Raw genomic sequence first — 26,440 nt, 5'->3', positions numbered from 1 at the left:
GGGGACGGTGTGTGAGCTTCTTCAGGCGTGACCGGGAGCCCTCCCGCCGGCCGATCGAGGACGTCGACCTCGACTCCCTGCTCGGCCTCGTCGCGGAGTCCCTGGGGTTCGTGTGCGAGTTCGCCCGCGACGGCGCGTCGCTGACCCTGCGCGGCGACGGCGTCGCGGAGCTGGTGGTGAAGCTGACCGGGCTGCGCCGCGAGGCCGGGCGCCGGGCCAGGGAGGACTGGCCGGTGCTGGTCTCCGAGCACCTCGCGCACGCCCTGGCCACCGCGGACGAGCGTTACGACGCCTGCGACCTCGACCAGGCCGCGCCCCTGCTGCGCACCCGGGTGGAGGCGGTGGACGAGGTCCCCGACCTGACCCGGGTGGTGGGGCGGCACCTCAACGCCGACCTGGTGGAGCTGCTGACCGTCGGCTCGCGTCTGGTGCGGCCCGAGGAGGCCGGCTGCTGGCCCGTCCCGACGGCTCAGGCGCTCGACCTGGCCGTGGCGAACGTCCGGCGGGCCGAGCGGCTGCAGGTCGAGCGCATCGAACTGGGCGGCACGCCGGTGACCCGGCTGACCGGCAGGAGCCCGTCGGCCGCCACGCATCTGCGCTGGCTCGGCGACCACCTCGCCGTGCCCGCCGACGGGGTGCTGGTGGTGCTGCCCGACCCGTACACGGTGCTGGTGCGCCCGGTGGACGGCATCGGGGTGGTGCGCGCCATCGAACGGCTGCGGGTGCACGCGGCCCGCACCGGCGGGCTGAGCGCGCAGGTCTACTGGTGGCACCAGGGACGGCTGACGCTGATCAAGGCCGACATCGTGGTGCAGCAGGGGCAGACGAGGCTGGTGGTGGCGCCGCCGCCGGAGTTCGCCCGCATCCTGGCCCGCCTGGCCGTCTGAGCGCCCTCCTTCCAGGGGGCGCCCTCGTCAGCGGCGGCTCTTTCATAGGTCGCCCTCGTCAGGTGCGGCTCTTTCGGGGGCGCTCTCGTCAGTGGCGGCGCAGGACCGCGCAGCGGGTGCGGATCGTCTCGGCCTCGGCGTCGCCGAGCGTCTCGTAGCACTCCACGGCCCGCCGCCAGGCGTCCAGGGCGCCCGCGCGGTCGCCGGCGGCGGCGTGCGTCTCGCCGAGCCGGACCAGCGTCTGGGCGGCAGGGTGCAGGTCGTCGCAGGACAGCAGGAGCGCGGCCGCCCGCTCGTAGCAGGCCACCGCGCCCGGGTGGTCGCCCTTGGCCTCCAGCACGTACGCGATGCTGTCCCACGCGTGGCCCTCGCCCTGGGCGTAGCCGAGGTCGGCCAGGATGCGCTGCGCCCGGCAGCAGTCGGCGTACGCCTGGTCGTACTGGCCGAGCTGGGCCCGCCACCAGCCCGCGGTGTTCAGCGCGCGGGCCTGGCCGATGGCGTCGCCGCCCTTCTCGAACAGCTGCTGGGCCCGCAACGCGTGCCGCAGTTCCTCGCCCGGCCGCACCCGGCTGACCGCGACGGCCTGGCCGAGGTGCAGGTGCGCCTCCAGGACCGGCTCGCCGAGGCCCTGGTGCAGCTCGATGGCCCGGTCGAAGTGCTCGACCGCCTGCCGGTCGGAGCCGAGCCTGGCGTGCGCGCGGGCCAGGCCGCTGTGGCATCCGGCCTGCGCCAGCCGGTCGCCGAGCCGCGCGGCGCACTCCAGCGCCACCGTCTGGACGCGCAGGCTCTCCTCCCACAGGCCGCGGCGCTGCATGAACTCGCCGAACGCCCAGGCGAGCTGCCAGGCGTGCCGGTCCAGCCCCGCCCGCGCGGCCTCGCCCACCAGCGCGGGCAGCACCGCCGACTCCGTGGCGTACCAGCTCAGAGCCTCTTCCGGGCCGGTGAAGCGCTCCGGGGTGACGCCGCGGGCCGGCCGCCCCCGCCGGACGTGCTCACGGTAGGGGTAGCAGACGGCGCTGGCCGCGCAGGCCGAGTGCAGGTAGTGGTCCAGCAGGCGGCGGATCGCGGCCCCGCGGGCGGCGCGCCGGTCGGTGCTGCGGGCCTGCTCGACGGCGTAGGCCCGCAGCAGGTCGTGCAGCCTCGGGCGGTCGCGGGCGGACAGCTCGACGAGGTTGGCCCGGTGGAGCAGGTCCACGAGCCTGCGCGTCTGCTCCACGGGTAGGCCGGCCAGGCTCGCGACCGCGGCCGGCGAAAGGTGCGGGGGCGCCTGCCCGAGCAGGCGGAACAGCCGCGCCGCCTCCTCCGGCAGCTCCCGGTACGACCGGCCGAACACGGCCCGCAGGTCGATCGCCGGATCGGCGTCGGCGAACGGCTCCAGGTCGGCGTCCGCGCGTTCCAGATCGGCGGCGATGTCGGCCAGCGGCAGGTCGGACCGGCGTACCGTCCGGGCGGCCACGATGGCCAGCGCCAGCGGCAGCCGGCCGCACCGGTCGACGATCAGCTCCGCGGCCTCGGGTTCGGCGGCCAGGCGCGCCTCGCCCACCCGGGCGGCCAGGAGATGGCGGGACTCCTCGGCGGTGAGGGTGTCCAGGTGCAGCAGGGACGCGCCCATGGTGACCGACAGCGCGGGCAGCTCCGTCCGGCTGGTGACCAGCGTCAGGCAGCCGGGCGCGGTGGCCAGGAGCGGGGTGACCTGGTCGGCGGCGCGGGCGTCGTCCAGCAGGACGAGCACCCGGCGGGTGGCCAGCAGGCTGCGGTAGAGCCCGGTCCGGTCCTCGACGCCCAGCGGGATCCGGGACTCCGGCACGCCGAGCGCGCCCAGGAAGCGGGACAGGACGGCGGCGGCGTCGGCCGGGTCGAGGCCGCCGAGACGGGCGTGGAGCTGGCCGCCGGGGAACCGGTCGCGGTGGTGGTGCGCCCAGTGCAGCGCCAGCGAGGACTTGCCGACGCCGGGCGGCCCCGAGATCACGCAGACGGCCGCGGCGCCGGCCAGGCGCGCCAGCTCGGCCTCGCGGCCCACGAAACCGGCGAGCCCGGCGGGCAACTGCGCGGGCACGGGCGGCGCGGTCACATTCGCCGCGTCCCCGCGGGTGCGGCCCGTCCCGCCGGTTCGCAGCAGCAGGTGGTGGAGTTCGCGCAGGGCGGCGCCGGGTTCGACGCCCAGCTCCTCGGCCAGGGTGCGGCGTACGGCGGCGTAGCGGGCCAGCGCCTCGGCGGTCCGGCCGCCCTCGTGCAGCGCCTCGATGAGCGCGCCGGCCACCAGCTCGTCCAGCGGGTATGCCTCGGCCAGCGGCGACAGTGCCGCGGCCGCGGCCCCGGGGTCCTCGGCCGACACCGTACGGGCCCAGCGCAGCACGACCTCCTTGCGCTCCTCCCACAGCCGCCGCCGCACCCGCTCGGTCCATTCGCCCGGCAGCCCCGCCAGCGGGTCGCCGCGCCACAACGCCAGCGCCTCCTCCAGCGGCGGACGGGGATCGGCCGCCGTCGCCGCCCCCTCGGCCAGGCTCCGGAAACGCCGCAGGTCCACGCCCGGCTCGGCCACGTCGAGCAGGTAGCCGCCGACCTGGCGCAGCACGCGGCCCTCGTCGCCGAGCACCTCCCGGCGCAGCCGGGTGATGATCGTGTGCAGCGTGTTCCGCGCGCCCGTCGGCACGTGCTCGCCCCAGATCCGGGCCAGCAACGTCTCGACGGGCACGACCCGGCCCGCCTCCCAGGCCAGCGCGGCGAGCGCGAGCGCGGCCTGCGGGGGGCGTACCGGTCCGGACTGATCCGCGCGCTCCAGCTCCACCGGTCCGAGCAACCGAATCATCATGATCTTCAAGCCTAATCAAGGGGCGCCGGTTCATCCCCTGTTGTCACGTCTTCGAGACGGCATTGAGAGGTCATTGAGAAATCGCTCAGGCGGCCGGGTGAGGTTATCCCGGTCAGTTCGTCCCCCCGCCGGGCGGCGCCGCCGCCCTGGTGCGGGCGCGACGGCGTCGGCCCTCCCGGGCGCGTCGCCCGGGAGGGCCGGTCCGCTACGGGGCCTGGTGGCCCACGTACTCGCGCAGGTGCACGGCGGTGAGCGAGTCGCCCTTCGCCACCAGCTCGGCCGGGGTGCCGGTGAACACCACCTGGCCGCCGTCGTGGCCGGCGCCGGGACCCAGGTCGACGATCCAGTCGGCGTGGGCCATCACCGCCTGGTGGTGCTCGATGACGATGACCGTGTTGCCGTCGTCCACCAGCCGGTCGAGCAGGGACAGGAGCTGGTCCACGTCGGCCAGATGCAGGCCGGTGGTGGGCTCGTCCAGCACGTACGTGGTGCCGTTCCTGGCCATGTGGATGGCCAGCTTGAGCCGCTGGCGCTCGCCGCCCGACAGCGTGGTGAGCGGCTGGCCGAGCCCGAGGTAGCCCAGGCCGACCGAGTGCAGGCGGTCGAGGATCGTCCTGGCCTGGCCGCTGGGGAAGAACTCGCGCGCCTCGGCCACCGGCATCTCCAGCACCTCGCTGATGTTCTTGCCGCGCAGCCGGTACGTCAGCACCTCCGGCGTGAACCGCCGCCCCTCGCACGCCTCGCACACCGAGGCCACGTCGGCCATCATCGCCAGCTCGGTGTAGATCAGGCCGATGCCCTTGCAGGCCGGGCAGGCGCCCTCGGAGTTGGCGCTGAACAGGGCCGGCTTGACCCCGTTGGCCTTGGCGAACGCCGTGCGGATGGGGTCCAGCACGCCCGTGTACGTGGCCGGGTTGCTGCGCCGCGACCCGCGGATCGGCGACTGGTCGGCGACCACCACGCCCTCGCGGCCGGACACGTACCCGTGGATGAGGGAGCTCTTGCCCGAGCCGGCCACGCCCGTGACGACGGTGAGCACCCCGAGCGGGATGTCCACGTCCACGCCGCGCAGGTTGTGCAGGGTGGCGCCGCGCACCTCCAGCTGCCCCTTGGCCGGGCGGACGGAGGAACGCAGCGCGGCCCGGTGGCCGAGGTAGCGGCCGGTCAGCGTGCCCGAGGCGGGCAGCCCGTCGAGGTCGCCGGCGTAGCAGATGCGGCCGCCGCCGGTGCCCGCGCCGGGACCGAGGTCCACGATGTGGTCGGCGATCTCGATCACCTCGGGCTTGTGCTCGACCACGAGCACGGTGTTGCCCTTGTCGCGCAGCTGGAGCAGCAGGTTGTTCATCCGCTGGATGTCGTGCGGGTGCAGCCCGGCCGTCGGCTCGTCGAAGACGTAGGTGACGTCGGTCAGGCTGGAGGTGAGGTGCCGCACCATCTTCACCCGCTGGGCCTCGCCGCCCGACAGCGTGCCGGACTCGCGGTCGAGGCTGAGGTAGCCGAGGCCGATCTCGACCAGTGAGTCCAGCGTGTCGCGCAGCCCCTGGAGCACCGGGCCCACGCTCGGGTCGTCGATGCCCTTGACGAACTCGGCCAGGTCGTTGATCTGCATGGCCGAGCAGTCGGCGATGTTGCGGCCGTCGATGCGGGAGGACCGGGCGGCCTCGTTCAGGCGGGAGCCGCCGCAGGCGGTGCAGCCGGTCAGCTTGAGCGCCCGGTCGGCGAAGGCGCGCGCCTGCGGCTGCATCGACTCGCGGTCCTTGGCCAGGTACTGGCGCTTGACCTTGGTGACCAGCCCTTCGTAGGTGAAGTTGCTGGTGCCGTACTTGATCTTCGTGGCGGGCTTGTCGAGCAGGTCCGCCCACTGCTCGGGGGTGAAGTCGCGCAGCTTGGTGTCGGGGTCGTACAGGCCCGAGCCGACCATGATCTGCCAGTACCAGGTGTCGACCGCGTACCCCGGGATCTTGATGGCGCCCTCGTTCAGCGACTTGTCCCGGTCCACCAGCTCGTCGACGTCGACGCCGGCGACCTTGCCGAGCCCCTCGCACTCGGGGCACATGCCCTCGGCGCGGTTGAAGCTGAACGCGAACGGCGGCCCGACCTGCGGGGAGCCCAGCCGGCTGAACAGGATCCGGAGCATTGTGTAGGTGTCGGTGGCGGTGCCCACGGTCGAGCGGGCGTTGGCGCCCATCCGCTCCTGGTCCACGATGATCGCCGCGCTGAGGTTCCGCAGCGAGTCCACGTCGGGACGGGCCAGGCTCGGCATGAAGTTCTGGACGAACGTGGTGTACGTCTCGTCGATCAGCCGCCGGGACTCCGCGGCGATCGTGTCGAAGACGAGCGAGGACTTCCCCGAGCCGGACACGCCGGTGAACACGGTGAGGCGGCGCTTGGGCAGGTCGAGGTCGACGCCGGTGAGGTTGTTCTCGCGGGCGCCGCGGACCTGGATGACGTCGTGGCTGTCGGCGGCGGTGTGATCGGCGGATCGGGTGCGTACGGCGTCGGGCTTGGCGCTGGAGGCCACGGAATCCCTTCTTGTCACATCAAATGGGGAGCGGGTAGGCGATCGTACCGTACGCAGTACGGTCGCCGTGGGGCTCAGCGGGATCTGGCGACCAGCGACGTGACGAGCGAGGCGGCCAGGGGCAGCAACGTCAGGCCGGCCAGGAACATCAGCCCGACCGGCCACAACCCCTGCCCGCCCCCGCGCAGCTCGCCCACCACCCCGGCGGCGAAGTGCACGAAGAACGGCGCGGCGGCGACGGCCCCCCACAACGGATGCGGGACGGCCCACGCGGCCAGCCCGGCCAGGACCGCCAGCGCGGCGAAGGCCGGAACAAGCGCCGGGGAGTCCAGGACGTCCTTCGTCGCGCCGGGCGCGACCGCGGGCGCGGTGAGCACGCACACGGCCACGGCGGCGACGCCTCCGGCGATCAGGATCACGGCCCACAGCAGGGCGGAACGCGGCATCTCTCTCCTCACACAGGTGGTGAGGGCCAGCATGCCCGAGACGAGGACGGGGACACGAGCGCTCGGATACTCAACCCGTCTGAGGAGAACCGGCAAGCGACTGAGCCTCCAGCCGGGCCGCGGCCGCCGCCGCCGGGTCACCCGCCGCCGCGTACGCCTCGGCCAGGCTGTCCAGCGCTCCCGCCAGGAACTCCTGCCAGCCCCGCGCGCGCCACAGCCGCACCGACTCCTCCAGGTGCGCGACGGCCTCCGCCACCCGGCCCTCGGCCAGGTCCACCGCGCCCAGCACCCACAGCGCGTCGGCCCGGTGGTGGGCCAGCCTGTGGGAGCGGCTCAGCAGCTCGGCCGCCTCGGCGACCGCCCTGGCCCGCGGGTCGTGGTGGCCGGCGTACAGCTTGGCCAGCGCGACCAGGCCCATCGCCTCCAGCAGCGGGTCGCGGATCTGCCGGTAGATGGCCAGCGCCCGCACCATGTACTCCAGCCCGGCCTCGAACTCCTTGGCGTGGGCGTGCGCGAGGCCGAGGAACTGCAGGGTCGTGGCCTCGAAGCGGGGGTTGCCGAGCTTGGCGGCCAGGTCGAGGCCGCGCAGCAGGTGGACGATGGCCATCCTGATGTCCCTGGTGCCGTAGGCGACCGCCATGCACACGTGCGCCCTGGCCTCGCCGCCCTGGTGGCCGCTGCGTTCGGCCAGCTCCAGCGCGAGGCGGCCCGAGCGCAGGCCCTGCGCCATGTCGCCCCTGGCCGCCTCGCCCCAGGCGCGCAGCACGTACGCGTCGGACAGGCCGCGCCGCTCGTCCAGCTCGGTGAACATGGCGATCAGGCGTTCGGCGCCGTCGTACTGGGCGGCCATGGCGCCGCCGGTCTCGGTCCAGGTGGTGGCGTGCATGAGGCCGCGCCTGATCACCGCCTCGCCCAGCCGGTCGCCGGCGGCCAGGCAGGCGGCCAGCACCCGCTCGTGCAGCGCCCGCCAGTCGTCGAACAGGCCGCTGACGTCGAAGTAGCGCTCGGCGCAGCAGGCGGTGTCCCAGGCGACCTCGGCCAGGCCGAGCGCGCACGCCTGCCGGATCGCCGCGACCAGCGCGGTGCGCTCGGTGTCGAACCAGGCCATCGGGTCCTGCCGGATCTCCCATGGCGTGCCGTCGGGCGAGCTCCAGCGCGGGGCCGAGCCGTGGATGATGGCCGAGGAGCTGCCCTGGACGCGTTCGGTCGCCTGCTCGGCCAGCGCCAGCCAGCCGCCGAAGGCCCGGCCGAGCGCCGCCGCGACCGCCTCGGGCCGGTCCTCCAGCTCGGCGCGTTCGCGGGCGTACAGGCGGACCAGGTCGTGGAAGCGGTAGCGCGGCTGCCCGGCCGGATCGACGCCGCTGATCAGCACGAGCTGGGTGTCCACCAGCGACTCCACCAGCTCCTCGCCCACCGGTACGGGCACGTCCAGCAGCGCGCCCGCCACCCATCCGGCGAAGTCGGGCACCTCCAGCGTGCCGAGCAGCCGGAAGGCCCGCCGCGCGGCCGGTTCCAGCCCCACGTAGCTGAGCGCCAGGCTCGCCCGGACCGCCAGGTCGCCGGTCGCGAACTGGTCGAGCCGCCGTCGTTCGTCCTTGAGCTGCCCGGCCAGCCGGGTCAGCGGCCAGTGCGGCCGGGCCACCAGCCGGGCCCCGGCCACCCGCACGGCCAGCGGGATCCCGTCGGAGAGCCGGACGATCTCCGCCGCCGCCTCCGGCTCGGCCTCCACCCGCCCGGCGCCGGCGATCCTGGCCAGCAGGCGCACGCCCTGCCGCAGGTGCAGCACCGACAGCTCGATCAGGGCGGCGCCGGACAGGCCGCTCAGCCTGGCCCTGCTGGTGATGATGACGGCGCAGCCGGACGTGCCGGGCAGCAGCGGGCGCACCTGCTGCTCGGAGGCGGCGTTGTCGAGCACGATCAGCATGCGCCGCTCGGCCAGGCTGCTGCGGAACAGCGCGGCCCGCTCGTCCACGCTCTCGGGCAGCGTGGAGCGCGGCACGCCGAGCGCGGTGAGGAAGGCGGCCAGCACCTGTCCGGGGTCGGCCGGGCTGGCCTCGGCGCCGTGCAGGTTCGTGTGCAGCTGGCCGTCGGGGTAGTGGCGGGCGATGCGGTGCGCGGCGTGCACGGCCAGCGTGGTCTTGCCGACGCCGCCCATGCCCGCGATCACGCACATCCGCACCTGGCCGGGGCCCTGCGGCGGTTCGTCGCCGAGCAGGGACGTGAGCTGGGCGAGCTGCTCGCCGCGTCCGGTGAAGTCGGAGATGTCGGTCGGGAGCTGGGCGGGGGAGCGGGCCGCGGGCCCGGCGGCGCCACCGGCGCCGCCGGCCGCGCCGCCGGGGGCCGGGCCGAGGGTGCCGGTGAGGATGGCCTGGTGCAGGCGGTTGAGCTCGGCGCCGGGGTCGAGGCCCAGCTCGGCGGCGAACACCCGGCGGGCCTCGCGGTAGCTGGCCAGCGCCTCGGCCTGCCGTCCGGACCGGGCCAGGGCGAGCATGAGCTGGCGGCGCGGGCGTTCGCGCAGCGGGTGCTCGGCGACCAGCTCGGTCAGCTCCGCGATGAGCACGGCGTGCAGGCCGCGGGCCAGGTCGGCCTCGATCCGGTGCTCCAGCGCGGCCAGGCGCTCCTCCTCCAGGCGGCGGGCGTGGTCGCGCAGCCCGGCGGTGAGGTTCAGCCCCGCGTAGACGGGCCCGCGCCACAACTCCAGCGCCTGCCGCAGCAGCGCGGCGGCCTGTTCGTGGTCGCCGCCGGACAGCGCGTCGCCGCCCCGGCCGGCCAGGGTCTCGAAGCGTTCGGCGTCCAGCTCGCCGGGGTGCACGGCCAGCACGAATCCGGCGTCGGTGCGGGTGATGCGGTCCTGGCCGAGCGTCCGGCGGAGCTGGTGCACGTACAGGCGGAGGTTGTCGGCGGCGGTGCGCGGCGGGCGCTGCTCCCACAGGGCCTCGACGAGCGTGGCGGGGGAGACCGGGCGGCCGGCCCGGCACAGGAGCTCGGCCAGCAGGGTGCGCTGCTTGCCGACGCCGAGCGGCAGCGGCCCTTGGTCACCCGAGACGTGAAGCGGCCCAAGTACGGCGAACTCCATCGCGCTCCCCGCAAGGACGTTGGTGCACAAGGAAGATCAAAGCTGCTTCAATGTGCATCAACGTCCGACTCCCGTCAACCCTGCGCCGACCGGGAGAAAAAGGCACCGGCGGGAGCCTTTCGTGGTAGCTCCCGCCGGTGGTTCATCCTAGGTCACGGGTGGCCGAAGGCGACCACCGAAAGGAAGTACGCGTACGCGATGCTGCGACATGTCCCCTTGAAGAAGTAGTGGGAGCAGACGCCCCAGTACAGGACGTAATAGAAGATGTAGTCGACCTGGTACTTGCTGTGGATATACCCCATATTGCGCAGGGCGTACCCGTAGTCGTGCATCATGCACGCCTGGCGGAAGTCGTAGCCGAGCGGCTTGTCGGGTGACTTGGTGCAGTAGTCGTAGTACACGCCGCGCACCCACCAGCCGGCCGGCGTCTTCTTCCAGTGCACGTAACGCCAGCTGCCGTGGTAGTAGGCGTAGCTGACGCCGCAGTGGTTGAAGGCGAAGTGCCAGAAGTTGGTGCACCAGTACCACTTCTTGCCGTCCAGGTCGGCGTTGGAGGTCGGCGACTGGTTGGCGTAGTCGTAGGCGTTGGCGCTGCCGCCCTCCACCGGGTCGGTCTGCAGGAACCGGCCCAGTCTGGGCTGGTAGAGGCGCACGCCCATGAGGATCGTGCCGTCGGGGGTGTCGGCGGCCCGCTCGGCCGCGCCGTGCCAGCCGTAACGCATCGCGGGCTGGCCGGCGCGCGGGTTGCCGAACTCGTCGAAGTCCAGCGCCAGCGGCACGCCGTCGGCGTAGACCACGTTGATGTCGTCGTGCAGGTTCGTCAGCTGCAGCCGCACGTCCCCGGTCGCCGAGGTGACCGCGGCCAGGCCGCCGGAGATGGAGTGCACGTTCCTGGTGACCGCGCCGCCCTCCACGACCCAGGCGGGCGTGTCGTCGTCGGCGTCGAAGTGCTCGACCCGCTTGCCGGCCGCGCTCCACGTGCCGCCGGACAGCTGCTCCAGCGTGGTGGTGTTGCGGCGCAGCTCCGGGTCCAGCGTGTACGACTGCCGCACCGCCCCCGACGTCATCTGCCGCATCAGGTCGGTGGTGTAGTACTCCGCCTTCAGCCCGGCCGGCGTGGCCGTGGTGCGGCCGTAGGCGTCGTACTCGTAGCCGGCGTCGGCCAGCCGGTCGCCGCCGTCGTAGGCGTGGTTCTCGGTGACCGCCCCCGAGCCGTCACAGGCGCTCGTGGTCAGCCCCGTCCTGTTGGAGTTGGCGTCGTAGCCGTAGGCCCGGCGCGAGCACAGGCCGCTCACGGTGTCGTCCACCGAGGCGATCCGGCCCAGTTTGTCGTAGCCGATCCTCTGGGCGGACAGCCCGTTGTGGCTCACCTGCTGGCCGTGGATCGACCAGGTCACCGAGTCGTCCAGCAGCCGCGTCCCCGCCGCCGTCCGGTAGACCCGCGAGACCGGCGCGCCGGACGGGTCCCGGGCCAGGTCGTAGGACAGGCCGCCCGGCAGGTTCTCGTGGCTGATCGAGCCGTCGACGGTGTACGTGGCGGTGAACGTCCCCGTCACCGAGTCGGTCATGGTGGACAGCGCGCCGCGCACGTCGTCGTAGGCGTAGGTGACCGTCGAGGGCGCGCCGTCGGTCTTCCTGGTGATGCGGTCGAGGGCGTCGTACTCGACCCTGGTGACGCCGCCGTCGGCGTCGGTGTAGGACGTCTGGCGGCCCAGCGCGTCGTACTCGCGGGTGATCGAGGTGCCGTTGGAGGCCGTCGTCCTGACCGCCCGCCCGGCCGCGTCGTAGGTGGTGCTCACCTCGGGCACCGCCGTCCCGGCCCCGCCGGACACGACCGTCTTCACGATGTCGCCCGCCGGGTTGTACGTGGTCGTCGTGGTCCTGGTCACCCCGTTGGCCGTCTCGGTCACCGACGACACGCGGCCGCCGGGCTCGTAGGCGTACACCTTGGTGACCAGCTCGGCCGGACGGGTGCCGCTGTCGCCGACGCCCGTCTTCGACCTCGTCCGGCACAGCTGCCCGGCCCACTCGGCCTTGCCGCCGCACGCGCCGGTGCCGTCGGCGGTGTAGTACTCGCTGGTCGTGGTGCCCGCGTCGTCGCCCGACGACTTCGGCATCGTGGTGGCGACCACCCGGCCGTCGGAGTCGTACGTCGTGGTCTTGGTGATCGCCAGGCCGCCGGGGTCCTCCACCGTCCTGACGCTCTTGCCGGTGTTCCAGTCGTAGTACGTCCGGCTCGTGCGCACGTCGGCGTCGGCGGCCGCGCCGGGCACGTACGCGCCCACCGCCACCGTCGTGGCCAGGTTCGACACCTTGGCGTCGGCCGGCCGGCCCTCGTCGAAGGTGTTGACCGTGTGCTTCCTGGCCGCGACCTGCGTGCCGTTCAGCGTGACCAGGTGCAGCGGGCCGAGCTCGGAGACCATCCGCTGCCCGTCGGAGCTGTAGGCGGACTCCTCGGCCAGCAGCCGCGCCCGGTCGGCGGGCGAGGCGTTGAGCAGGCCGAGCCGGGTCAGCTCGGCGCCCGCGTCCGGCGTCTGGGCCAGGGCGAGCGCCCTGTTGCCGGCCGACAGCGACAACACCGTGTTGCCCTGCGCGTCGTACTGGCTGGTGGAGACCGCGCCGCCGGGCTCCACCCGGTTGACCGTCTGACCGGAGGCGTTCAGGTAGGTGATCGTGGCGCGGCCGTAGTCGGAGGCGGCCAGGCCGCCGCGCCCGGTGTGGTTGGCCGGCACCTGGTCGGCCGGGAAGATCGCGGTCGCGTCCACCGGGGAGTCGCTCTGCCCCCAGGCGGCCGTGGCCGTCTCGCTCATCGCGTACGGCGCGCCCGTCCCGCTGATCGGCACGTCGTAGACCACCGACGTGACCGCGGTGCCGTTCGTCTCGCTCGGCGTGCCGGGCCGCAGCGTCGGGCGGGAGACGGCGAGCAGCATGCCGTCCGCGGCGGTGTCGGCGTTGCCGGCCTTGCCGTAGGCGAACGTCCACGGCAGCTCGCCGGGCGGGGTGTAGCGGTTCACCCGGCCGCCGAGGTCGTAGTCGTAGCGCGTCCTGATGTCGGGGGTGGCCGGGTTCCACTGCTCGCGCAGGCGGCCCAGGTCGTCGTAGCGGTACTCCGACAGGCCCAGCGGCGCGCTCGCGCCGCCCTCCCACAGGCTGATCGCCTTGACCTGCCCGGCCACGTCGCCGAGCTGCGCGCCCGCCGTCGTGGTGGTGGCGTAGTCCAGCTTGATCAGCCGGCAGCCCTGCGGCAGGCTCGCCAGCGTGTCCACGTCGCAGTCGGCCTGCGTGTACGACGGCGCGATGATCTTGACCGGCCGGGCCAGCGCCTTGCCGTCCGAGCCGGTCACCGACTGCCACACGAACGCCGTGCTGCCCTTGCCGCTGGCCGGGTAGACCGCCCGCACCAGGTAGATCGGCGCGGCGGCGTCCACCTTGGCGAACACCGTGCGCTCGGCCGAGTTCGCGTCCGACAGGGTGTAGCGGTCGGCCGCGGCGTCGAAGGTCAGCTTCAGGCTCGCCGCGTCCTGCTGCGGCTCGTACGAGCCGTCGGCGTTCTTGGTGAAGGCCACCGCCGAGCCCTCGCCGCTCAACTCGACCGAGGTGGCGGAGGTGGCCCGGAGCTGGGCGAACGTGCCCTGGCCCGACTGGGCGAGCCCGGTCGGCGTCCACTCGGTGCCGAAGATCGCCGCCACGCCCGGCAGCGCCGAGCCCTTGCGCGGGTCACGCGAGGAGAACGAGCGCATCAGGCCGATGCCGTACACGTTGGCGTCCGTGGCGGCCATCCTGAAGTCGCCGGTCAGCGTGTTGACCGAGCCGGGGCCGACCGGCTGGGTGGAGGCGCCCTCGCCGTCCCGGTCCACGACCAGGTCCACCGGCTGGGAGGCGGCCGTGCCCGAGGAGGTGACGAACTCGGCCCTGATCTCGATCGAGCCGTCCTCGGCCAGCGTGTGCGTGGTGTCCCAGACCAGCTGGGGGGAGGCGCCCGCGCTCATCGCCACCGGCCAGGCGATCGCCGACCCGTCGGACTTCCTGCGCACGTCGGCTGCCGGCACCTGGTGCCAGGTGTCGGCCTCGCCGCGCCGGTAGGAGAAGGTGACCGCGCTCAGCCCCGCGCTGCCCGTGGCCGACAGGACCGTCCGGCGGGCGGTGGACTGCCCGTCCTTGGGCGAGGTGACCGCCGAGCCGCCCGCGTTGAACGCGTACGTCGTCGGCTCCGACAGGTTGCCCGCCTTGTCCTTGACCCACGCCTTGAGCGTGTGCGGGCCGTCGGCGGGCGGCGTCCAGCTCACCGTGTGCGGCGCGCCGGAGTTGGCGGCCGACTGCTGGGCGCCGCCGTCGAACGACCACAGCACCGAGGACGCGTCGGCCGAGGCCGGCGTGATGGTGAACTGGCCGGCCTGGCCCGCGCCCTTGGCCCAGGCGTCCTCCGGGTAGTCGGCGGAGGACACCTCGGGGGCGGGCGGCGGGGCGGCGTCCACCGTGAAGGCGAACCACGCCGACCAGGGACCGTAGTCGGTGCCGTCGTACGAGCGCACCCGCCAGGCGTACGACGTGCTCGCCAGGGCCGTGCCGGCCTTCCAGGAGGCGGTGGCGCCGTTCGCCACGTTCGCGGCCGAGCCGCCGGTCACCTTGGTCGCGTGGTCGGCCGTCCAGATCTCGAAGTCGGCCCGCTGCGCCTGCCCGTCGGCGTCGCTCACCTTGGCCGACAGCGTCGGCTGCGCCGCGCCCACCACGGCCGGGCCGGCGCACACCGAGCAGGGCGCGACGGCCAGGGCCGACGGCGTGCCCGGCAGCGAGTTGTAGGTGATCGCGATGTTGGGGTTGTTGGCGAAGCGCTTCCAGTAGTAGTTGTCGGTCTCGCTGCCGGCCTTGACCATGAAGGTGACCGACGTGCCGTTCGCGCTCACCACGCTCTGCACCGCGCTGGTGACGTCCCAGCCGACCCAGGCCGCCGGGCAGCTCGACGCGCCGCCCTGACCGGCCGACGACCAGCCGTAGGCGACGTTCTTGGCGCCGATGCTCAGGTTCGAGGCGGGCTGGTTGTTCCACGTCGTGCCCGAGCCGACGGCCGCGGTCCTGTGCAGCTCGACGTTCCGCGCCGAGCAGGACCAGGCCCACGTCTCCTTGATATTGAACGTAGCCGCCGTGATGTGCTTGCCGGCCAGGCCCGACAGGCCCATGTTGAAGAACGAGCGCCGCTTGTAGCCGCCGCCGTTGCTGGTGCCGGCCGTCGCGTCGTTCGCCGAGTTCCAGTACGCGCTGGTGGGATAGGCCGAGTCCACGTACGTCCAGCCGGACTTGGCCGAGGTGAAGCTCGGGTCGATCGTCACCGGGTAGACCGTGGCCGGATCGGCCAGCAGCGCGGCGTCGGGGGTGACGCGCAGCTCGCGGCCCGACAGCCGCACGCCCATCCTGGCCCGCCGGCCCGGCTGGGCGGCCAGCGCCGGGGTGGCCGGGTTGCGGGTCATGGCCGACTCGGTGGCGGCGTCCCACATCTCCGGCGCCGCCGAGCCGAACACCGGCTCGCCCTCGGCGTCCAGGACCGAGACGTTGCCGTGCCTGTCGGTCCTGACCTCGCCCTTCTTCACCGACGTGGCGAACGTCAGCTCCTTCAGCGCCGGGTTCGCCGCGGCCTGCCGGGTCCTGACGACGAGCTTCTCGGCGAAGCCGTCCACGTCCGCGGTCAGCACCAGGTCCACGCCCGGCAGCACGTCGGGGTAGGTGGCGGTGGCGCCGTCCAGCACCGGTTTGGGCAGGGCGCCGAGCGGCGTGCCGAGGGTGAGCCGGGTGCCCCGCTCGGTGGCGGTGACCAGCGGGCCGTCGCCGCCGCCGGAGAAGCTGTAGGAGACCGCGGCGGCCTTCGGCGCGACCGTGCCGTCCTGGCTCGCCGCGAGCGTCGGGTCGGCGGGCACCCACGCCTCGCCCCGCCTGACCCGGACCGGGCGGTAGCGGTGCTCCTGGGTGACCGTGCCGGTCGGGTTGACGAAGAACTCGTCCGTCCCGGTGGTCAGCGAGACCGCCTTGACGCGCTTGCCGCAGACCGCCGCGGCCAGCCGGGCGGAGATCTCGGTGGGCATCTCGTCCGGGCAGACGACCGCCGCCTGGGCCTTGGCGGGCGCGGGCGGTGCGGCCCGCGCGGGAAGCGGCACGAGGGCCGTGGATGTCAGCAACAGGACGACGAGCGGCGGTAAGGGAGTCAGCCGCCTGGGTTTCTTCAACACCGTCCAACCTCCGCGGGGGGTGTAAGGCCGTTCGGTGCTCAGCGTGAGCAGCGGCTGTATAGGCGGCGTATAGATCGCGTAGGCGGCCAAAACCGGTTGCGGCGCTGCGCGGGCGGCTGTTGTACTTCCCGGCGGCACCGATCGCCGGACGAAGGAGCGGACCGATGAGGACAGCGTTCATGACCTCCCAGCACAGGACACCCACCTATCCAGAGGGCATGACGCTTGTCGAGATCCCCGCTCACCAGGACACCTCCGCATGTAGCTAGACCCGCCCGGCAGGCCCTGCGCCACCTGCGGCCCGGCCCGCCCGCCGCGCTCGCGCTCGGCGCCGCCACCGCCGCGGCCACCGCGCTGCCGCTGGCCGCCCCGCACGTCACCCGCCGCTTCGTCGACGACGCCGCCGGTGGCGCCGGGCTGCGCCACCTGATCGTGATCGCGCTCGGCTACCTCGGACTGGCCGCCGCCGGTCAGGCCGCCCGCATGGCCGCCGCCTGGCTCGCCGGCCGCCTGGCCTGGGACGGCACCAACCGCCTGCGCGAACACCTGGCCGGGCACGTGCTCGGCCTCGACCTGGCCTTCCACGCCCGCCACTCGCCCGGCGAGCTGATCGAACGCGTCGACGGCGACGTGGCCGCCGTGGCCGACTTCGTCGTCGCCTTCGTCCTCGACGTCGTGGCCGGGCTGCTGCTGCTGGCCGGCGTGCTCGCCGTCGTGTTCACCGTCGACCTGCGGCTGGGCGCGGCGCTGCTGGCCTACTGCCTGCTGACCGGGCTCGCCATGGCGGGCGCGCAGCGGCTCGCCGTGCCGTCGGCGACCCGGTCGCGGCAGGCGAGCGCCGCACTCTACGGCCACCTCGAAGAACGGCTGGCCGGGGCCGAGGACCTGCGGGCCAACGGCGCGGGCGAGCACGCGCTCGGCCGCTTCCACCAGGTCGCCGCGGCCTGGTTCCGCGCCGAGTGGCACGGCTCGCGCATCGCGGGCGGCCTGCTCGCGGCCACCAACGTGGCGTTCGCGGCCGGGACCGCGCTGATGCTCGCCCTGGCCGCCTGGCTGCTGCACGCCGGGGCGCTCACCGTCGGCACCGCCGTGCTGATCTTCCAGTACACCGTGATGATCCGCACGCCGTTCGAGCGGCTGATCGACCAGCTCAGGCAGTTCCAGGGGGCGCTGGCCGGGTTCGCCCGCATCGGCTCCCTGCTGGCCGAGCGCCCGGCGCTGCCCGTCCGCGCCGCGCCCCGGCCGCTGCCCGCCTCGGGCGCGCTCGGCCTGCGGCTGGACGACGTGAGCTTCGCCTACCCCGACGACGGCGAGAGCGCGCTGTCGGGCATCACCCTCACCCTGGCCCCCGGCGAACGCCTGGGCCTGGTCGGACGCACCGGCAGCGGCAAGACCACCCTCGCCAAGCTGCTGCTGCGCCTGTACGACCCGACCGGCGGCACGGTCGAGATCGGCGGCCTCGACCTGCGCGAGTGCGACCCGGAGTCGCTGCGCCGCCGGGTCGGCGTGGTCACCCAGGACGTACGGCTGTTCGACGGCAGCGTCCGCGACAACCTCACCCTGTTCGGCGCCCTGACCGACCCCCGCCACGATGACGCTCACCTGCTGGAGGTGCTGGCCGGGGTGGGGCTCGGCGGATGGCTGGCCGCGCTGCCCGGCGGGCTCGACGGCGAGCCCGGCGGCCTGTCGGCGGGGGAGGCGCAGCTGCTCGCCTTCGCGCGGGCCTTCCTGGCCGACCCCGGCCTGGTGATCCTGGACGAGGCGTCCAGCAGGCTCGACCCGGCCACCGAACGGCACGTCGAGGACGGCGTACGGCGGCTGCTGGACGGGCGGACCGGCGTGCTCATCGCGCACCGGCTCTCCTCCCTGGCGCACGTGGACAAGATCGCCGTACTGGAACGCGGCAAGCTCGTCGAGTACGGCCGCCGCGCCGACCTGGCCGCCGACCCCGGCAGCAGGTTCGGCCGGCTCCTGGACGCGGCGGGGGTGAGCCGATGAGCGCCCGCCGGGCTCGGGTCCGGCCGGCTCCCGGCCACCGCCGGGGTGAGCCGGTGAGCGCGTGCCGGGCCCTGGGCGTGGCGGGCCGCCTGGTCGGCTTCGACGTGCGCCTGTACGTGCTGCAGATCCTGCTGTGGCTGCCGGTTCACGTGCTCCCGCTCGGCGGCGGCCTCGTGCTGCGACAGCTCTTCGACCAGATCAGCGGGCACAGCCCGGCGACGCTGCGGCAGTCGTTGTGGTTGTGCGCGGCGTTCGCTGGCGTCGAGCTGGTCCGCGGGATCGTCCTGGTGTTCGCCTGGTCCTACGGCTCCTACTGGTGGGACGCGGCGGCCACGCTGCTGCGCGCCAACGTCCTGGGCTCGGTGCTGACCGCGCCCGGCGCGGTCGCCGCCCGGCTGCCGCGCTCCCCGGGCGAGTCGCTGGCCCGGCTGCGCGACGACGTGGCCGAGCTGGTCGAGCTCGCCGACGAGTCGGTCCCCCTGGCCGGAGGCGTGTTGTTCGGCGGGGCGGCGCTGGCGGTCATGATTTCCATCGACCCCGTCGTCACCGTGACACTGGTCGTGCCGATGCTCGCGATCGGCGTGCTGAGCAGGCTCATGGGACGGGTGATCAGGTGGCGTCACCAGCAGGCCAGGGAACTGGGCGCGGGCGTGACGGCCTTCGTCGGCGAACTGTTCGGCGGCGTGCTCACGCTGAAGACGGCCGGGGCCGAACGGGCGGCGCTGGACCGCCTGCGCACGCTCAACGCCCGCCGCCGCGACGCCGCCGTACGCAGCCGCCTGGCCACCGACCTGCTGGAGGCCGCCACGGGCACCACGGTGGAGCTGGGCGTCGGCGTCGTGCTGCTGCTGGCCGCGGGGGCGATGCGGCGCGGCGAGTTCACCGTGGGCGACCTCGCGCTGTTCACCAGCTACGTCGGCTGGCTGACCGCGCTGCCGCGCACCATCGGCTCCATCCTGTACCGCCTGCCGAGGGCGGACGTCTCAGCCGAACGCCTGACCACCCTCCTCGCCCCCCACCAGAACACCCCCGACCTGACCCACCCCCACCCCCTCCACCCCGCCCCAGCCCCGGACGGCCCGCCCACGACCCGCCTCCCGGCCGCGCCGACGACGCTGGAGGTGCTGGAGGTGCGGGGGTTGAGCGTGCGGCACCCCGGTGGGCGCGGGGTGCACGACGTGGACCTGACGCTGCGGCGCGGCACGTTCACCGTCGTCACCGGGGCCGTCGGCGCGGGCAAGACCACGCTGGTGCGCGCCCTGCTCGGCCTGCTGCCCCGGGACGCCGGGACGATCACCTGGAACGGGCGTCCGGTGCCCGACCCCGGCGCGTTCCTGGTTCCCGGACGGGCGGCGTACGCGAGCCAGATCCCGCGCCTGTTCTCGGAGACCCTGCGCGAGAACCTGCTCCTCGGCCTGCCCGCGGACGACGACGACCTGGCCCGTGCCCTGGAACTCGCCGCCTTCGAGGACGACCTGGCCGCCATGCCGGACGGCCTGGAGACCGTCGTCGGCCCCCGGGGCGTGCGTCTGTCGGGCGGCCAGGTGCAGCGCGCCACCGCCGCCCGCGCCCTGGTCCGCGCCCCGGACCTGCTCGTCGTGGACGACGTGTCGTCCGCCCTGGACGTCGGGACCGAGAACCTGCTGTGGGAGCGCATCGCCCGGCACGGCCCCGCCACGCTGCTGGTGGTCTCCTCCCGCCGGGCCGCCCTCGAACGCGCCGACCAGGTGGTCGTCCTCGACCGTGGCCAGGTCGTGGGACGCGGCCCGCTGGGGGAGTTGCTGCGTACGTGTCCGGAGATGCGCAGACTATGGAACGGAGAACCGATCGAAGCGTCCAGCTAACCCCGTTTTCCGGAGGGCCTGACGGAAGCACGCCGAGGAGTGCAACTCGGTCCAGATCGAAGGTCTATGTACTACCTTGGGCCCGAGGCCGGAATGCAAGCTTCCGACTTCTTAAGTTCCCGAGGTTCAGGCTTCCCTGCAAGGATGCCTTTTCTGCTGGGCGATTCCGGCCTGCTTTACGTAGCTCGACTCACCTCAAGGATGGACGGCAGATTTGCACCGCCGCATACTGATGTCGATTTCGGTGTTGGTCGTCGGAGCTTGCGCGGCATGGTTGGGCTGGCGTTCTCTGGCTCCACGACAGGGGTGGGACAGCAGTATCGGGAACGAGCGGATCCGATACGTCCTGCTGAACGCGTTCGGTGCGGCGAACTCCGACATCCGTGTCGAGTTCGATCAGCTGGCCCGGGATGGCCACACCATATCTGAGGGTGTCGGAGAAGATGGAGACATCGAGGTCGTGCTCGACTCACGACGCCTGCGGCACGACGAGAGCTACCCGCAACATGACGCCATCCGCTTGCGGCAAGGCGGACTCTTCGCCATGCCTTCGATAGCCGGCATACGGCTCAGCGGAGCACTGCAACGGTTTGCCGATGACCAGGATGAGACTCTCCTGAGTCGAGCAGACCTCAAGCGCACCCTGTCCAGACTGAGCCGGACCGAGGTACTACTACAGGCAGTGGTGAAGCTGAAGCAGCCACTCCTCGAAAAGAGACTTCCAACCACCCCGCCCATGCCGCAACCCCTTGACATTGAAGCAGTTCTCCTCTCTCCGGGTGCATCCGGGCAGAAGCCGCTCTCGTGGGACGTCAACAACTGCGAATACAGGCTCCCGTCCGGGCCTTGTACGCAGGGATTGGCCGCACAGTTCCAAGCGTGGGCGCGGTCTCTCAGACCCGAGGATGCACAACCGCTGGAGCGAATCGGCCTCCGGTACGAAGAACTGCAATCGCGCGCCCGCGAGCCGAAGGTGTACGGGTTCATCACAGAATCGACGCCGGAGGTGCTGGCGTGGCTCATGCAGCAGCCAGAGGTGGCGCGAATCGAACTCACCGACATCGGCTTCCTGCATTCTTCTTGAATGGCAGGACCCAGGGGTGGCGGTCGGCGCTGCGGTGTGGGATCAGGCGATCGGTGTGGCAGATTCTCGGAGTTACGGTCACGATTGAGGGGTGAACGGTCGATGGCGAGGCGTCCAACCCGACCTGCAGTTGCTGTTTCAGTCGTAGCCTGCATGGTGATCGCTGGGACTGCTTGGTTGCTCTGGCCCGGGCCGTGGGGCTGCGGTAGCGGCTTCGACCGGGATAAGTTCGCCCTGGTGGGGGCGGCGAAGATAACCAACACTGCTTATCATGTTCGCGAGTCGGGAGATTATTCGGCCAGCTCGTGCCGTGCGAGCTTGGGGTCGCTGGACAAGAGCAGGAAGGTGCGAGTCCGTCTGCAGCCGAAAGGCTATGATGCGCGCAAATCGTCCTTGTACGGCAATGTCGAGTACGAGTTGAGGCTTGATGGCTCGATCGTTTCGCCGCGAATCGAGAGAACGTATCTGTCGAGCGTCATATCCAATCCCGCCACCTACGGGGAGACGTCGGCGAAGGCCGTTCAGGCGACACTTGAGGCCCAACCTGCAACGACGTATGAACTGGTGGTTGGTTTCAGGAAAGGCATTCCCTGGGGCGACTATGCTGAATTCGTCAAGGGTAACGCTGCTGACGGTAAGCTGAATGCGGCAGATGTCGTCTTCTTCAGCCCTTTCAAGGCTCCTTCGAGAGGGGCTGGTCTTCTTCGGTCGAGGGTGGAGCCGATCGGATGGGATTGGAGTCCCGAGATCAGAAGGCTGATGGGACGGGCCGGCGACCCTGACGGCAATCAGCTGGAAGAATTTCGATATTGGGTGTCCAGGCTCGATCGGGACGCCGACCTGATGCTGCGCCACTTCGGGCTCAGCCTTGCCGATCTCCGACAGCGGGCGAACCAGGGGCTCGTTTACGGTTATGTCGATGTGGCATCAGGCAAGGACCAAATCGAGATGTTGAACAGCCCCATGATCGCTTGGGTGCGAATTGTCAACGCCGACCCGTCGGGAAAGTGATCAACATGGCTGCATCGCCCACAGCGATCCCGGTGCAGTCGGCGCTTCCGGATGCGAGTCCGATGGGGAAGTCGAGGCGGGCATTTGCCGCGATCTGGCCGCCATGCCGGACAGCCTGGAGAGGACGCGGGCCGCTGGGGAGTTGCTGCGGACGTGTCCCGAGATGCGGAGACTATGGGGCGGAGAGCCGATCGGGGAGTGAGGGAAACATGAGGATCGACCGTCTGGATCATCTGGTGCTGACTGTTGCCGATGTGGAGGTGGCGGTGCGCTTCTACACCACGGTGCTGGGGATGGAGGCGGTGACGTTCGGTGAGGGGCGGCGGGCGCTGGCGTTCGGGCAGAGCAAGATCAACCTGCATGAGGCGGGTCGCGAGTTCGAGCCGAAGGCGGCCCGGCCCGTCCCGGGCAGCGCCGACCTGTGCCTGATTGTCGCCGACCCCATCGAGACGGTCATGGACGAGCTGGCCCGCCACCGCGTCGGGATCGAGGAGGGCCCGGTGGAGCGCACCGGAGCGCTCGGCCCCATCAGGAGCGTCTACCTGCGGGACCCCGACGGGAACCTGGTCGAGCTCAGCAACTATCTCTGACCGGGCATTATGGATGGTGTGCAAGAGACTGCGACGGCACCCGTGACGGCGCCCGCGATCGCGTCGCTGGCCGAGCTGGTGGCCGGTGGCGGGGTCGTGGTGCTCAGCGGGGCCGGGCTGTCCACCGAGTCCGGCATTCCCGACTATCGGGGCCCGACCGGACGGGCGCGGCGCGCCGAGCCGATGACGTACCAGCGCTTCACCGGCAGCGCCGAGGCGCGGCGGCGCTACTGGGCGCGCAGCCACGTCGGCTGGCGGCAGATCGGCCGGGCCGCCCCCAACGCCGGCCACCGCGCGGTGGCCGAGCTGGAGCGGCGTGGGCTGCTGGCCGGCATCGTCACCCAGAACGTCGACGGCCTCCACCAGGCCGCCGGGGCGCGCCGGGTGATCGAGCTGCACGGCGGCCTCGACCGCGTCGTGTGCCTGTCGTGCCGCGAACGTACCCCGCGCGCCGAGCTGGAGCGCCGCCTCAGCGCGGCCAATCCGCGCTGGGCCGCCGAGGGGCGGGTCAACCCTGACGGCGACGCCGCCCTCACCGACGCCCAGGTCGCCGGGTTCCAGGTGGTCGACTGCGTCACCTGCGGAGGCCTGCTGAAGCCCGACGTGATCTTCTTCGGCGAGAACGTGCCGAGGGATCGGGTGGCGGAGTGCTTCGCGCTCGTGGGCGGGGCGCGCTCGCTGCTCGTGCTGGGGTCGTCGCTGGCGATCAGGTCGGGGCTGCGCTTCGTCACCAGGGCGGCCGAGCTCGGGCTGCCCGTCGCCATCGTCAACCAGGGCCCGACCGGCGCCGACGCCGACGCCGCCCTCCTGCTCGACGCCCCGCTCGGGGCGACCCTGACCGAGCTGGCCGCCCGCCTCTGACCCCACGCCCGCACCGGGCGGAGCGCAAGGCGGCGCGGGGGCGGCACAATGGGGGGCATGCCTCCTCGTCCATGCCCCTGCGGTCTGCCCGCGTCCTACGCGGAGTGCTGCGGGAGATACCACCGCGGTGAGGGGTCGGCCCCCACCGCGGAGTCGCTCATGCGGTCCAGGTTCAGCGCGTTCGCCGTGGGCGACGAGGCCTACCTCATGGCCACCTGGCATCCCGCCGACCGCCCGGCCCGCCTCGACCTCGACAGGAAGGTCGCCTGGACGGAGCTGGAGGTGCTGGAGAGCACCGGCGGCAGCCCCGTCCACACCGAGGGCACCGTGCGGTTCCGCGCCCACTTCGTCAACCGGCGGGTGCCGGGCGTGCTCGACGAGCACAGCAGGTTCGTCCGGCTGGACGGCCGCTGGGTCTACGCCGGGGTCGTGGCGAGCGGCCGGTAGTCGCAGTCGTAGCCGAAGTACCGCGGCCCGGCCAGTTCGAGGCCGCCCGGCGAGGTCCAGCGCGGGTCGCAGGGCACGGCGATGACCGTGACGCGCAGGCCGTAGCGCATGGCCTCGGTGGTGACCGGCTCGCCCGAGTCGCTGTCCAGGACGCAGATCAGGTCGGGCGTGGTGGCCACGATCTCGCCGTCCCGGCGGGCCAGCAGGTGCTCGTTCTGGAAGCTGAGCTCCAGCGTGCCGGTGCCCTCCAGGCGGGCCTGGCCGCGGGCGAAGCCGCCGGTGGTGCGGCGCTCGACGTCCACGACCTTGCCGGTGAACAGCTTGAGGCCGCCCAGCACGTCCAGGGCCGCCGCCACCGGGTCGGCGTGCCCGGCGCGGGCCAGTCGCACGGCCCGGCCCAGGTCCTCGGCCAGCGTCAGCGTGGCCGGCACCAGACCGTCGCGCAGCTGGTCGCCGCGCATGACGGTGTCGGCGCAGGAGACCTGGCAGCCCATCTGCACGCACGCCGCCCTGGCCAGGCGCTCGGCCCACACGTTGGACACCGTCTCCAGCACCAGCGTGTTGCCCTTGTCGTCGGCCAGCGCCATCGGCGTGTTCGGCACGCCGATCAGCGTCGGCAGCACCATCTGCGCCTCGGGGAAGGCGCGGCCCATCGCGTCGCCGTCCACGATCGGCAGGCCCGCCTGGGCGGCGGCGGCGATCGGGATCATCGAGTTCACGCCGCCGACCTCGATCGGCACGATGTGCGTGGCCGGACGGCCGAGCACCGCCTCCAGGGCGCGCAGCGCGGTCAGCTCCTCGGTGCCCGCCGGCAACTTCTCCAGCAGCACGGTCGGCGCCCCCATGCCGGAGACCGCCACGACGGTCGCGTCCGCGGGCACCTCGTCGATGGCCACCAGCGGCACGGGACCGTGCCTGCGGATGGCCTCGCGGGCCAGCAGCTTGCCCACGTACGGGTCGCCGCCGCCGCCGGTGCCGAGGATCCCGGCGCCGCGCGCCATGTCGTCCAGCCGGTCGATTCCGATCTCACGCATCGATCTTCTCCAGGTCCAGGTCGCCGACGGCCTTCACCCTGATCCGGGTGGCGTCGCCGGGCAGGTAGGCGAGCGGCAGCTCCTCCACGTCCACGATCCGCACGCTGCCCGCGCGGGCGCCGCCGCGCTCGGCGCGGATGATCGCCTCGCTCTTGGCCTCCTCCAGGATGCGCTCGCGGGGGCCGGAGAAGACCCGGTCCACCTCGCCGCCGACCTGGGCGATGGCCGCGCCGACCGCGTTGGCCACCTCGAAGTGCGCCGGGCGGCGCACGTCGTCGAAGCCGGGCAGCTCCTGGATGAGCACGCTGCCGCCGCCCACCAGCACGACGGGCAGCGGCGCGGACGAGGTGCGCATGCGGTCGACCGCCTCCGAGACGCGCTCGGCGATGAGCTTGAGCGGACGCTGCGGGTCGACGTGCGCGACCCTGTCGCGGTCGCCGATGTCGGCCAGCCCGGCGGCCACGGCCAGGTCGGTGGCGGTCAGCGTGCCGCCGCCGAACACCAGCGCCTCCTCGGTCAGCCGGTAGCCGACGCTGCGCGGGCCGGTGGTGCCGTCCTCGGCGACCAGCGAGCCGCCGCCGATGCCGATCGACAACACGTCGGGGATGCGGAAGTTGGTGCGCACCTCGGCGACCAGCGCCTCGCCGGCGGCCTCGCGCGGGAACCCGCCGACCAGGATGCCCACGTCGGACGTGGTGCCGCCGATGTCCACCACCGCGCAGTCGGTCAGCCCCGACAGGTACGCCGCGCCGCGCATCGAGTTCGTCGGCCCCGACGCGAACGTGGCCACCGGGTAGCGGCGGGCCTGGTCCACGTCCATGAGGGTGCCGTCGTTCTGGGACAGGAACAGCGGCGCGTCGATCCCGGCCACCCGCAGCGCCTCGCCGAAGGCGGCCACGGTCCGGCCGGCCAGCGGGCGCAGGGCGGCGTTCACGATCGTGGCGTTCTCCCTGGCCAGCAGGCCGACCCGGCCGATCTCGCAGGACAGCGACAGGTGCACCTCGGGGCCCAGCTCGGCGGCCAGGATCCGCGCGGCCTCGTGCTCGTCGGCGTCGCTGACCGGGGAGAACACCGAGGAGATCGCGACCGTGCGCAGGCCGCGCCGCCTGATGTCGGCGGCGACGCCGCGCAGCTCGTCCGGGTCGAGGGGGGAGATGGGGGCGCCGTCGTACTCGCAGCCGCCGTGGCACAGGTAGACCGCGCCCTCGACCGCCTGGCGCAGGCGGTCGGGCCAGTCCACCAGCGGCGGCAGCGCGGCCGTGGCGGGCAGGCCGAGCCGGACGGCCGCGACCGGCTCCAGCCGGGCGGCCTCCACCAGGGCGTTGACGAAGTGGGTGGTGCCGATCATCACCGCGGACACCCGGGTGGCGCCCAGGCCGGCCAGGGCGGCGGCGACGCCGCCCGTGACGTCCGCGGTGGTGGGGGACTTGACGGTGGCCAGCACCTGGCCGTCGTCGCCGATGAGGGCGGCGTCGGTGTTGGTGCCGCCCACGTCGATGCCGATACGCATGAAGGAGGACTCTCTTCTCGGACGGTGAGCGCGGGCCGTGCGACTCTCGGACGGTGAGCGCGGGTCGCTCGACTCTCGGACGATGAGCGCGGGCCGTGCGA

At 73.0% G+C, this 26,440-nt stretch carries 15 protein-coding genes; 8 read left to right on the top strand and 7 right to left on the bottom strand.

Annotated elements, in window-relative coordinates; all coding sequences use genetic code 11:
• Positions 1-11 precede the first annotated feature (11 nt).
• Complete coding sequence (locus ACFYYW_RS31915; RefSeq protein WP_387654149.1) at positions 12-887, top strand: hypothetical protein; 876 nt, start codon at positions 12-14, stop codon at positions 885-887.
• 88 nt (positions 888-975) lie between these two features.
• Here ACFYYW_RS31915 and ACFYYW_RS31910 read toward each other — a convergent pair whose 3' ends face one another.
• From ACFYYW_RS31910 to ACFYYW_RS31890, 5 genes are all read right to left on the bottom strand, one after another.
• On the bottom strand, positions 976-3,699 hold the full coding sequence (locus ACFYYW_RS31910; protein WP_387654147.1) for a BTAD domain-containing putative transcriptional regulator: 2,724 nt from the start codon (positions 3,697-3,699) through the stop codon (positions 976-978).
• A 205-nt stretch (positions 3,700-3,904) separates the two neighbouring features.
• Positions 3,905-6,220, bottom strand: coding sequence for an ATP-binding cassette domain-containing protein (locus tag ACFYYW_RS31905; RefSeq protein ID WP_387654144.1), 2,316 nt, complete (start codon positions 6,218-6,220; stop codon positions 3,905-3,907).
• Positions 6,221-6,294: 74 nt separating this feature from the next.
• Positions 6,295-6,666 (bottom strand): hypothetical protein, encoded by a 372-nt coding sequence (locus tag ACFYYW_RS31900; RefSeq protein ID WP_387654142.1) that lies wholly within the window; start codon positions 6,664-6,666, stop codon positions 6,295-6,297.
• 70 nt (positions 6,667-6,736) lie between these two features.
• Positions 6,737-9,742 (bottom strand): BTAD domain-containing putative transcriptional regulator, encoded by a 3,006-nt coding sequence (locus ACFYYW_RS31895; protein WP_387654139.1) that lies wholly within the window; start codon positions 9,740-9,742, stop codon positions 6,737-6,739.
• Positions 9,743-9,894: 152 nt separating this feature from the next.
• Complete coding sequence (locus ACFYYW_RS31890) at positions 9,895-15,888, bottom strand: phospholipase A2 (RefSeq protein ID WP_387654136.1); 5,994 nt, start codon at positions 15,886-15,888, stop codon at positions 9,895-9,897.
• Positions 15,889-16,185: 297 nt separating this feature from the next.
• Here ACFYYW_RS31890 and ACFYYW_RS31885 point away from each other — a divergent pair, with 297 nt between their 5' ends.
• From ACFYYW_RS31885 to ACFYYW_RS31855, 7 genes are all read left to right on the top strand, one after another.
• Positions 16,186-17,958, top strand: coding sequence for an ABC transporter ATP-binding protein (locus ACFYYW_RS31885; protein WP_387654133.1), 1,773 nt, complete (start codon positions 16,186-16,188; stop codon positions 17,956-17,958).
• A gap of 53 nt (positions 17,959-18,011) precedes the next feature.
• Positions 18,012-19,802: an ABC transporter ATP-binding protein gene (locus ACFYYW_RS31880; RefSeq protein WP_387654130.1), complete on the top strand. Its 1,791-nt coding sequence runs from the start codon at positions 18,012-18,014 to the stop codon at positions 19,800-19,802.
• Between the two features lie 232 nt (positions 19,803-20,034).
• Positions 20,035-20,886, top strand: coding sequence for a hypothetical protein (locus ACFYYW_RS31875; RefSeq protein WP_387654127.1), 852 nt, complete (start codon positions 20,035-20,037; stop codon positions 20,884-20,886).
• Between the two features lie 153 nt (positions 20,887-21,039).
• The gene (locus ACFYYW_RS31870) at positions 21,040-21,897 is read left to right on the top strand and encodes a hypothetical protein (protein WP_387654124.1); all 858 of its coding nucleotides are present in this window, start codon (positions 21,040-21,042) and stop codon (positions 21,895-21,897) included.
• Positions 21,898-22,106: 209 nt separating this feature from the next.
• A complete protein-coding gene (locus tag ACFYYW_RS31865; RefSeq protein WP_387654121.1) occupies positions 22,107-22,487 on the top strand; it encodes a VOC family protein in 381 nt (126 codons plus the stop codon).
• A 9-nt stretch (positions 22,488-22,496) separates the two neighbouring features.
• Complete coding sequence (locus tag ACFYYW_RS31860; RefSeq protein ID WP_387654119.1) at positions 22,497-23,348, top strand: NAD-dependent protein deacetylase; 852 nt, start codon at positions 22,497-22,499, stop codon at positions 23,346-23,348.
• Positions 23,349-23,507: 159 nt separating this feature from the next.
• The gene (locus ACFYYW_RS31855; protein WP_352329658.1) at positions 23,508-23,795 is read left to right on the top strand and encodes a YchJ family metal-binding protein; all 288 of its coding nucleotides are present in this window, start codon (positions 23,508-23,510) and stop codon (positions 23,793-23,795) included.
• Here ACFYYW_RS31855 and ACFYYW_RS31850 read toward each other — a convergent pair.
• Both ACFYYW_RS31850 and ACFYYW_RS31845 read right to left on the bottom strand, forming a co-directional pair.
• The gene (locus ACFYYW_RS31850) at positions 23,765-24,829 is read right to left on the bottom strand and encodes a DUF917 domain-containing protein (protein WP_387654116.1); all 1,065 of its coding nucleotides are present in this window, start codon (positions 24,827-24,829) and stop codon (positions 23,765-23,767) included. The two genes, ACFYYW_RS31855 and ACFYYW_RS31850, sit on opposite strands and share 31 nt — an antisense overlap.
• A complete protein-coding gene (locus ACFYYW_RS31845; protein ID WP_352329662.1) occupies positions 24,822-26,339 on the bottom strand; it encodes a hydantoinase/oxoprolinase family protein in 1,518 nt (505 codons plus the stop codon). The genes ACFYYW_RS31850 and ACFYYW_RS31845 overlap by 8 nt, the downstream gene beginning before the upstream one ends.
• Positions 26,340-26,440 lie beyond the last annotated feature (101 nt).

The sequence above is a fragment of the Nonomuraea sp. NPDC001831 genome, from assembly GCF_042892035.1.
Classification (GTDB): domain Bacteria; phylum Actinomycetota; class Actinomycetes; order Streptosporangiales; family Streptosporangiaceae; genus Nonomuraea.
This window is presented reverse-complemented; position numbering and strand designations above follow the sequence as displayed.

What these genes read in the sequence shown, in the direction of transcription:
- ACFYYW_RS31910 (WP_387654147.1), bottom strand. Translation starts at nt 3,699, where the DNA reads ATGATGATTCGGTTGCTCGGACCGGTGGAGCTGGAGCGCGCGGATCAG.
- ACFYYW_RS31900 (WP_387654142.1), bottom strand. Translation starts at nt 6,666, where the DNA reads ATGCCGCGTTCCGCCCTGCTGTGGGCCGTGATCCTGATCGCCGGAGGC.
- ACFYYW_RS31895 (WP_387654139.1), bottom strand. Translation starts at nt 9,742, where the DNA reads ATGGAGTTCGCCGTACTTGGGCCGCTTCACGTCTCGGGTGACCAAGGG.
- ACFYYW_RS31875 (WP_387654127.1), top strand. Translation starts at nt 20,035, where the DNA reads ATGTCGATTTCGGTGTTGGTCGTCGGAGCTTGCGCGGCATGGTTGGGC.
- ACFYYW_RS31870 (WP_387654124.1), top strand. Translation starts at nt 21,040, where the DNA reads ATGGTGATCGCTGGGACTGCTTGGTTGCTCTGGCCCGGGCCGTGGGGC.
- ACFYYW_RS31865 (WP_387654121.1), top strand. Translation starts at nt 22,107, where the DNA reads ATGAGGATCGACCGTCTGGATCATCTGGTGCTGACTGTTGCCGATGTG.
- ACFYYW_RS31860 (WP_387654119.1), top strand. Translation starts at nt 22,497, where the DNA reads ATGGATGGTGTGCAAGAGACTGCGACGGCACCCGTGACGGCGCCCGCG.
- ACFYYW_RS31855 (WP_352329658.1), top strand. Translation starts at nt 23,508, where the DNA reads ATGCGGTCCAGGTTCAGCGCGTTCGCCGTGGGCGACGAGGCCTACCTC.
- ACFYYW_RS31850 (WP_387654116.1), bottom strand. Translation starts at nt 24,829, where the DNA reads ATGCGTGAGATCGGAATCGACCGGCTGGACGACATGGCGCGCGGCGCC.
- ACFYYW_RS31845 (WP_352329662.1), bottom strand. Translation starts at nt 26,339, where the DNA reads ATGCGTATCGGCATCGACGTGGGCGGCACCAACACCGACGCCGCCCTC.